This window comes from Limnofasciculus baicalensis BBK-W-15 (assembly GCF_024178385.1).
Taxonomy (GTDB): Bacteria; Cyanobacteriota; Cyanobacteriia; order Cyanobacteriales; family Coleofasciculaceae; genus Limnofasciculus; species Limnofasciculus baicalensis.
In genome coordinates this window covers 1-7,944 of record NZ_JAMZMM010000285.1, presented here as the reverse complement: position 1 = coordinate 7,944, position 7,944 = coordinate 1, and the positions used below count along the sequence as shown (strand labels likewise).

Genomic DNA, 7,944 nt, shown 5'->3' with positions numbered 1-7,944 from the left:
GTAGGGAATACTCTCTTCGTGCCGTAAGAATAGTTATTTAATAAACCACTAAGACAAAGAATGCGTCAGAAACCCGGTTTATTCATCAACCTCGATCGTCTAAATCCACGATTTTTTTGTATAAACCGGGTTTCTTTGCGCAACTCCTGACGAAGAAAAAAATAGATAATCTTCTCCCGCCAAGGGAGTAAATTTTTAATGGCAGATCAAGAATCAAATAGAATTGATTTACCTGTTTGTGGATCGAATAAATGAATTTTCTCGGCGGCGATTGACAACCAAATTTTCTCACCAATTTTGACAGGTTGATCCGGAGGAATACGCACCTGTAGAGGAGATGAATCCTCCATCGCTACTGATATATAAGTATCGTTACCCAATGCTTCGACTAATTCAACTTGTACGCGCAAGTTTTTTGGTGCGGGAACCCCTAAAATTAAATGTTCGGGGCGAATCCCTAAAAATAATAAAAGTCCATCATATTTTGCCAGAAATGGTGACCAAGTTTCCGGTAGGGTGAGGCGAAACTGAGAGTGATGAATTGTGTGGGGGGCTTTAACTAAAACCATGATAAAATTCATTGGTGGTGAACCAATGAATTCCGCAACAAATTTGTTGGCAGGATGATTATATAGTTCTAATGGGAGCGCAATTTGTTGGATTTCACCTCGATCCATTACCGCAATGCGATCGCCCATTGTCATTGCTTCAGTTTGGTCGTGGGTAACGTATATTGTAGTTGTGGCTAATTGTCGCTGTAGTTTGACAATTTGACTGCGAGTTTCAGTTCTCAGTTTAGCATCTAGATTAGATAGGGGTTCATCCATTAAAAAAACTTGAGGATTTCGCGCGATCGCACGTCCTAATGCTACCCTTTGTTTTTGTCCCCCTGATAGTTGTTTTGGTAAGCGATGTAATAATAATTCAATTTGCAATAATTGTGCCACGCGGCGGACTTTTTCATCTACGGATTTCTCCTTCTCAGACAGATATCGAATTCCTTTAGGCAGATTTCGCGTCATCCCCACCAATAAATCCACCATCCATTCCGGCATCCCCTCTTTTTCCCCATTCCCCATCCTGACATCCACTGTGCCACTCCCCAATTTAGTCCGCCGCAAACCAAAAGCAATATTGTCGTAAACTGTGAGATGAGGATAGAGGGCGTAGTTTTGAAACACCATGGCGATATCTCTTTCCTTTGGGGGTAAATCGTTTACCAGAGTATCGCCTACCCAGATTTTACCACCCGTTAATTGTTCCAATCCTGCGATCGTCCGTAGTAGAGTACTTTTGCCACAACCTGATGGTCCGACTAATACCATAAATTCGCCGTCATTAACTGTCAGATTGATGCGGCGTAAAATATTAACGCTTCCTGATGCAGCGGTTGAGGAATTGGTAGTTTGGATTGAGTTATCGTTTCCAGATGTCCGCAAAGCTTCTACCGCTACAGGTGTGACGGTTTCCTCTCCTTTGCGATGTGGAAAGCTTTTATAGATGTTTTCGAGAACAACCTGCGCCACGATTGTTACGGGATATGATGACAGATCTTATTTTATAGCAATTAGGCGACTATTCCTAATCAAGCGTCGCTAACTCAACCGGGAGCGGAACCGATATCTTTGAGAAGGGGATCTGTGATTCAATTTTAACGCGATCGCTGTAATTCTTGCAACCGAGTATTTGGTGGGTGATTTGTGTATTTGTGCCTGTGAAGTTAATTTGAACTGTGGCGTTGGTAGGGTTGTAGTTACCGGAGATTTCGATAGTGTGTTTGCCTGGGGCAAGTTGAGGGGATAGGTTGATTTCGGTGTAATTGTTTTTGATGGTTTGGATGATTTTGTCGTCTAGTTTGATTTGTCCGGTTAAGGTTGTTTTAGCGGGATTTGTGCTAATTTTTAGGAGATGTGGTTGATTTAAGTCGGCGCTATTTAGGTTAATGGTGGTTTGTTGAATTTGGTTGTCGATGATTTGGGCGGAATCATTAGAGTCAGGAGAAGTGGGAAGAGTTATCTCTCTATTTCTAATGTGAATACTATTTCTCCCTGATTCTACAGAAATTCCTTGGGGATTCAGTTGGATTGGATTGTTATCTATAGGATTAGTAGGCTGTACTTGATTGCTAGATTCGACAGACATTCCCCTTCCTTCAATCCGAATTGAGTTTTCATCCATCTGAATGGATATTTGAGAGAGTACGGGAATAGCGGCGAGGAGAATAGCCGAACAGGAAATTGCGATTGCTAGTATTTTGCTCTTCATATAATATAGAGTAGGGCAGGCATCTTGCCTGCCACTAATAAGCTTTAATTCCTGAAATTATCAGCAGGATTATATACATCAATTCCTACACTAGGTTGCAGTTGCACTCTTGGCGGATTGATGCCAGTACCGTTACTACTATTACACGTCATTTCATGACGGACATGGCGATTTTGTTCTCCAGGATTGTTCCCACCTACAATGCCTTGTACACCTATAGTGACGCTAGCATTTCCCATACAGGAACCTTGGCTATTAAATTGCACATCATCGTTTCGGTTGGTTGGCTGCTGTGAACCATTAATTCTGTATTGTAATCCAATATCTGCTTGCACGTTTTGTGCGGATACTGGATTAACAAAAGTACTTCCCACAGTTAAAAAACTGGTAATGGATAATAAGCTAAGTGATAAGCCTGTAAAATTCATCATTTATCTCCTTTCATTTTCTGCTGGGTTACACAAACGGTAGATTGTTTCAATGGAATCAAAAATTGGATTATCCTGTTGGATAGTGGGGGAATTGTTCAAGATAAATCCACAGTCACCAACTTCAACATTATTCTCCCAGTCTTCAGTACCGGAAATGTCTACTAGATCGTGGCGGTGAGTATACAAACTTATAAAAAGCAGAAAACATCTATTTATTCCCAATTCTCGAAAAATCGACCTAATGGTTGTGCTGAGGTGTATTTTAATGGTGCTGGTCCTGGTAAGTTTGAGAAATTGCGTGTTTGGCTGAAGGAAACTAAGCATCCTGAATGGTTGAGTAATCAAAAAAATATTACTTCAAATGTGCTAGAATCTTTGGTGTTAGATGATACCTATTATGTAGAGCGTCCCCCGATTGAATTTGATTGTTATCAAGCAATTGTACAGCCCGGAGCGCTAATTAGGATTAAAGCACCGCAGCAGATGGGTAAAAGTTTGTTGTTAGATAGAATTAGGGCACAGGCAGAACAGGAAGGTTATAAAACGGTTGTTTTAAGTTTTGATTTATCAGATACTAACGTTTTTAGTAATTATCAAATATTTTCTCAATGGTTTTGTGTAAATGTGGGTCATTTGTTGGAGTTACCGAATCAATTAGCTGAACGTTGGGATGATATTTTTGGCTGCAATCGCAATAGTACTATTTTGAAAAGTATTTGTTATCTCAACAAACTAATCCGCTGGTATTGGCGTTGGATAAGGTTGATGTGGTTTTTGAACATGCTGAAATTGCTAATGATTTTTGTCGCTTGTTACGTGGCTGGCATGATATGGCAAAACAAGGCGATCTCAAAGGTGCAATTTGGAAACAATTACGCTTGGTAATTGTTCATTCTACCGAAGTTTATAGATCTTTGGATATCAATCATTCCCCCTTGGCAAATGTGGGCAAGATTGTCCCTTTACCAGAGTTTACACCGGAACAGGTGCAGGATTTGGTAGGGCGTTATGAATTGGATGGGGAACCCCTTAAAAGTGGGTATAATTTAATCGATTGGGTTGATGAATTAATGGGGATGATAGGTGGACATCCTTATTTAGTGCGGCAGTCTCTGAATTATCTAAAATATAATCAAGTGACGTTGGGAAAATTTTGGCAAATAGCCCCAACAGAATCAGGAGCATTTGGCGATCATTTACGACACCATTTGTGGGATTTACAACATTATCCGGAATTAGCAGTAGGTTTCCGAGAGGTGCTAAGGGCAAATGAACCTGTACAATTAGAGTCAGGAGTGGCGTTTAAATTACAGAGTATGGGATTGGTGAAGATGGAGGGGGATAATTGTAGTCCGAGATGTGATTTGTATCGTCGGTATTTCCGCGATCGCTTAGATAAGATATAATCAGATAACTGCTGTAGGGGCGAAGCATTTGGATAAAGTTAAGGAAGTTCAGCAATATTTGAGAAAAATAGGCTTTGATCCAGGTCCTGTCAATGGGATCTATAACCTACAAACAGAAGTCGCTTTACGGCATTTTCAGGCAGAGAATAATCTAAGAATTAGCGGGATTATTGATAAGAAAACCTTGGATAAATTGCGACAAATTGCTAGAGTAAATAGCCATCCGACAGGATTATGATTGTGAATAATTGGCATGAATGAGATACACCATCCTTCTCCTGTTCATCTTAAAAATAATGTAGGGGCAAAGCATTCCGGGGATAACCTTTCCATTCCACCCGAATATTCATATCGGAATGCTTCGCCCTGCCGTGGGATAACTCCCTACTCATCAATTTGCCACATATCCCGACTCAATGCTTCATCAATAATCTTTTTCGGACGCAATACTAAAATCAAACGTCCCAATAGAGGTACACTGGGCTGATCTGCAAACCACTCAATCCCTAATTCTCCTGACTTATCGATCGCAAAATAACTATCATCATCCCATTCCCGCCCAGCGCGATCTATAATAACTAACACATCTTCCGGTTTTTCAGTGGATTTTTGGGATATTTGATGAGTATTACACAAAATCCCCACAGGCTCTTTTGCCTTCAAAACAACTTGCCAACCAGGTATCGTAATTACCGTTTGTTTTTGGGATATCTCAATCAGTTCAAAAGCACCAGTCGGTTGAATTGCAGGGATTTGATTAAGAACATCAGTTGTAAGGGGGAATTTACCTAATATAGGTAAAAGTCGTGGCAATTGTTCGCTTAATTCAATCCGATAAAATGGTAATCTGGGAGCAGGACGACGATTACTACCAAAACCTTCAGTAAGTAACTGCTCAATTTGTTGTCTCGCCTCCGGAGAATAAACAAACATCAAACCCCGGGCAATTAAACGCGCCCTCTCTTGTAAATCACTTTGCTGTTTGGCTAATTTCCAATACTGATAAGCAACTGCGTCTCCGGCGTGGTTAGTAAACCCCTCCGGCAGACTTGTGCGCCGGAAAAACTCTTTCATCGCTTTGGCTACCTCGCGGGCAGCATCAGAATCCAGATTTTTCGCTACAATCAGCTCAGATGCAGCAGCCCGTTGTGGTTGGGTGAGAATCCGCAACTCGTATAGGGTATCACTGCCTGTCCGCTCAAAACGCGATCGCACCGCCTCAGATATCCCAACCGCCACCAAAGTCTCGTAGACCTGAGATGCTACAATAACTTGGTTCTGTTGAATCGGCTCAAACCCAGTTTCCTCAAAAATCGTCTGGGCATTGTACCCAGCTTTTTGGAGTTGTTGACAAGAGCGCCCCCATTCAATCCAATTGCTTTCTTTACGGCGCAACAATTGGAGTAAATCGTTAAAATTTCCTGTCTCTGAGTCTGATTGAGGCTGGGGATAGGGATTGTCTAGTGGTGTTTCTGTCATGATTTGGCAACAATTAGCTGTGGGTGGGAATGGTTAAATGTTTTTCATGTATCGCGCAAGAGGCTAGAGGCTAGAGGTAAGATGCTACTAGATTCTGTTTTCTTCCGGGTGTGAATGTATAGAGATATTAGCTTAGAATGGATGGTTTATATCATTTCCGGTAGTAGCGGTTATGTCAGGTAATAGGTTAAATGTTAGAGGTTAGAAGTATTGGTTGCGATCCTCCCCGGAAGTCGGCAGCCCACTGTCGGCAACGAGAAAAGCGAACTCCCCTTTTCCCCTTCGACTTTGCTAATTCACCATTTCCTATTCCATTGACACAGTAACTATGCTAATCTGCTGTAGATCTAAATTGTATATTAAAATTTTTGAACGGGGTGATTGGTGTTCTTTTTGGTGTGAAGGTATACAAATTAAATCCGTGACAGCCTACTGGAATTGATATTAACCCTTCAAACTTGCCTTCAGGAGTTTGTTGTATTGTGACAGACAATCTAATTTCTAATATTGATAGTATCACACGTCAATTAATGAGTTTGACAAAACCCAAAAAACCAAAAATGTTAGTGGTAGATGATGAACCCGATAATCTGGACTTACTCTACCGTACCTTCCGCCGAGATTTTCAGGTACTGAGATCTGAAAGTGGTGCTGAGGCACTTACTCTATTATCCACTGAAGGGGAAGTCGCCGTGATTATTTCCGATCAGCGGATGCCGGAAATGAAGGGAACTGAGTTTCTCAGCAAAACAGTACCAAACTTCCCAGACACGATTAGAATTATCCTCACGGGTTTTACAGACGTTGAGGATTTGGTGGAAGCAATTAACTCCGGACAAGTTTATAAGTATATTACCAAACCTTGGGACCCTAATGAACTGAAAACGGTAGTACAACAAGCTGCTGAAACTTATAATATCCTCAAACAACGCACCGAGGAACTTCATCGCGCTCAGGCACAAATGATACTTATGCAAGCAATTGTACAAGTGACTCAAGTGTCGGATAATTTAGAAAACTCTCTCAAAATAATTGCTCAAGCTTTTGGGGATAGCTTCTGTGCCGATAACTGTATTGTCCAAATTGTCGAAGACGATCGATTAATCGAGACAAAGGGGACTTATACTAAGTCTGAATCGATTACTAACTCCCTGGAAAACGATCCCTTAGTGCAAGATGCGATAGCTTCACTTGCCGCAGGCATCGCAACTCATCAAATTCAGTCGTGGGTGAATATTCCCGGCGAAACAGTACCCGCAGTAGCAGAATACTACCAGAATACTAATATCCAAGTTCACCTGATCGTGCCTATTATTTCCCACAGCAAATTGCTAGCATTTCTATCCCTCCAATGGCAGGATAAAGATAGACAAATTGCCGAAGAGGATTTGAAATTAATTCACCTATCAGCCCAGCAGATAGGTTTGGCTATAACGAGTACTAAAAAAGGATAAGATTGTTGTTGGTTGTTTGTTGTTGGTTGTTTGCCAGGAGTTGAAAAACTTTCTCTCAGCCCCTTCCCCATAACCAATAACCAATAACCAACAACCAACAACCAATAACCAATAACCAATAACCAATAACCAATAACCAATAACCAATAACCAATGACACCACCAGCATCACAAATTCGCGATATATTCGATCGCATAGCCCCAGTTTACGACCAACTAAACAATTCGTTAAGTCTGGGGCAACACCGAATTTGGAAACTAATGGCAGTAAAATGGAGCGATCCTCAGCCGGGAAATATCTGCTTAGACTTATGTTGTGGCAGTGGCGATTTAGCACAATTACTAGCCCGAAAAGTAGGAAATACAGGTAAAGTTTATGGAGTAGACTTCTCCAAAGCTCAATTAGCGATCGCAAAAACTAGAGCTGAAACCCACTATCCACCACTATCCATTAACTGGATTGAGTCAGATGTCCTTACTTTACCCTGCGATGACAATTATTTTAATAGTGCGACTATGGGTTACGGTTTGCGGAATGTCACAGATATTCCCCGCTGTTTAAAAGAATTATATCGCGTCCTCAAACCTGGTGCAAAAGCAGCAATTCTCGATTTTAATCGTCCAACTCAGGGATCGTTGCGTACATTTCAGCAATGGTATTTAGATAAAATAGTAGTACCTGCTGCCAAATCCTTTGGCTTAACCGAAGAATACGCCTACATTGCTCCCAGCTTAGATCGATTTCCGACAGGACAAGAGCAGGTAGCATTAGCCCATCAAGCAGGATTTTCCACAGCCACTCATTACCCCATCGCCGCTGGTATGATGGGAGTATTAGTCTTGAGTAAGGGGCTAGGAGTCTAGAGGCTAGCGGCTAGAGGCTAAAGGTAAATCCCCCCCCCACTCCTC

8 protein-coding genes and 1 pseudogene are annotated in these 7,944 nt (G+C 41.5%); 4 read left to right on the top strand and 5 right to left on the bottom strand.

Features of this window, described 5'->3' with window-relative positions; genetic code table 11:
* Positions 1-206 precede the first annotated feature (206 nt).
* The 3 genes from NJ959_RS21985 to NJ959_RS21975 are packed head-to-tail and all read right to left on the bottom strand — an operon-like array spanning position 207 to position 2,696.
* A complete protein-coding gene (locus NJ959_RS21985) occupies positions 207-1,526 on the bottom strand; it encodes an ABC transporter ATP-binding protein (protein ID WP_309242685.1) in 1,320 nt (439 codons plus the stop codon).
* A 55-nt stretch (positions 1,527-1,581) separates the two neighbouring features.
* Positions 1,582-2,265: a hypothetical protein gene (locus NJ959_RS21980; RefSeq protein ID WP_254013881.1), complete on the bottom strand. Its 684-nt coding sequence runs from the start codon at positions 2,263-2,265 to the stop codon at positions 1,582-1,584.
* A gap of 44 nt (positions 2,266-2,309) precedes the next feature.
* Positions 2,310-2,696 (bottom strand): hypothetical protein, encoded by a 387-nt coding sequence (locus NJ959_RS21975; protein WP_254013880.1) that lies wholly within the window; start codon positions 2,694-2,696, stop codon positions 2,310-2,312.
* Between the two features lie 168 nt (positions 2,697-2,864).
* On the opposite strand from NJ959_RS21975, the pseudogene NJ959_RS21970 reads away from it, so the two are divergent.
* Positions 2,865-4,102: pseudogene (locus NJ959_RS21970) on the top strand (AAA-like domain-containing protein).
* 28 nt (positions 4,103-4,130) lie between these two features.
* Positions 4,131-4,340, top strand: a complete 210-nt coding sequence (locus NJ959_RS21965; protein ID WP_254013879.1) for a peptidoglycan-binding domain-containing protein — start codon at positions 4,131-4,133, stop codon at positions 4,338-4,340.
* A 146-nt stretch (positions 4,341-4,486) separates the two neighbouring features.
* Here NJ959_RS21965 and NJ959_RS21960 read toward each other — a convergent pair whose 3' ends face one another.
* Entirely contained in the window at positions 4,487-5,581 is a 1,095-nt protein-coding gene (locus NJ959_RS21960) for a RuBisCO accumulation factor 1 (protein ID WP_254013878.1), read from the bottom strand.
* 530 nt (positions 5,582-6,111) lie between these two features.
* On the opposite strand from NJ959_RS21960, the gene NJ959_RS21955 reads away from it, so the two are divergent.
* Entirely contained in the window at positions 6,112-7,035 is a 924-nt protein-coding gene (locus NJ959_RS21955; protein ID WP_254013882.1) for a response regulator, read from the top strand.
* Here the strand turns inward: NJ959_RS21955 and NJ959_RS21950 are convergent.
* Positions 6,981-7,232, bottom strand: coding sequence for a hypothetical protein (locus tag NJ959_RS21950; RefSeq protein ID WP_373693692.1), 252 nt, complete (start codon positions 7,230-7,232; stop codon positions 6,981-6,983). The two genes, NJ959_RS21955 and NJ959_RS21950, sit on opposite strands and share 55 nt — an antisense overlap.
* Here NJ959_RS21950 and ubiE point away from each other — a divergent pair.
* Positions 7,189-7,899 carry a bifunctional demethylmenaquinone methyltransferase/2-methoxy-6-polyprenyl-1,4-benzoquinol methylase UbiE gene (gene ubiE, locus NJ959_RS21945; RefSeq protein WP_254013876.1) on the top strand — a complete coding sequence of 237 codons (711 nt, stop codon included), beginning with the start codon at positions 7,189-7,191 and terminating at the stop codon, positions 7,897-7,899. The two genes, NJ959_RS21950 and ubiE, sit on opposite strands and share 44 nt — an antisense overlap.
* Positions 7,900-7,944: the final 45 nt, after the last annotated feature.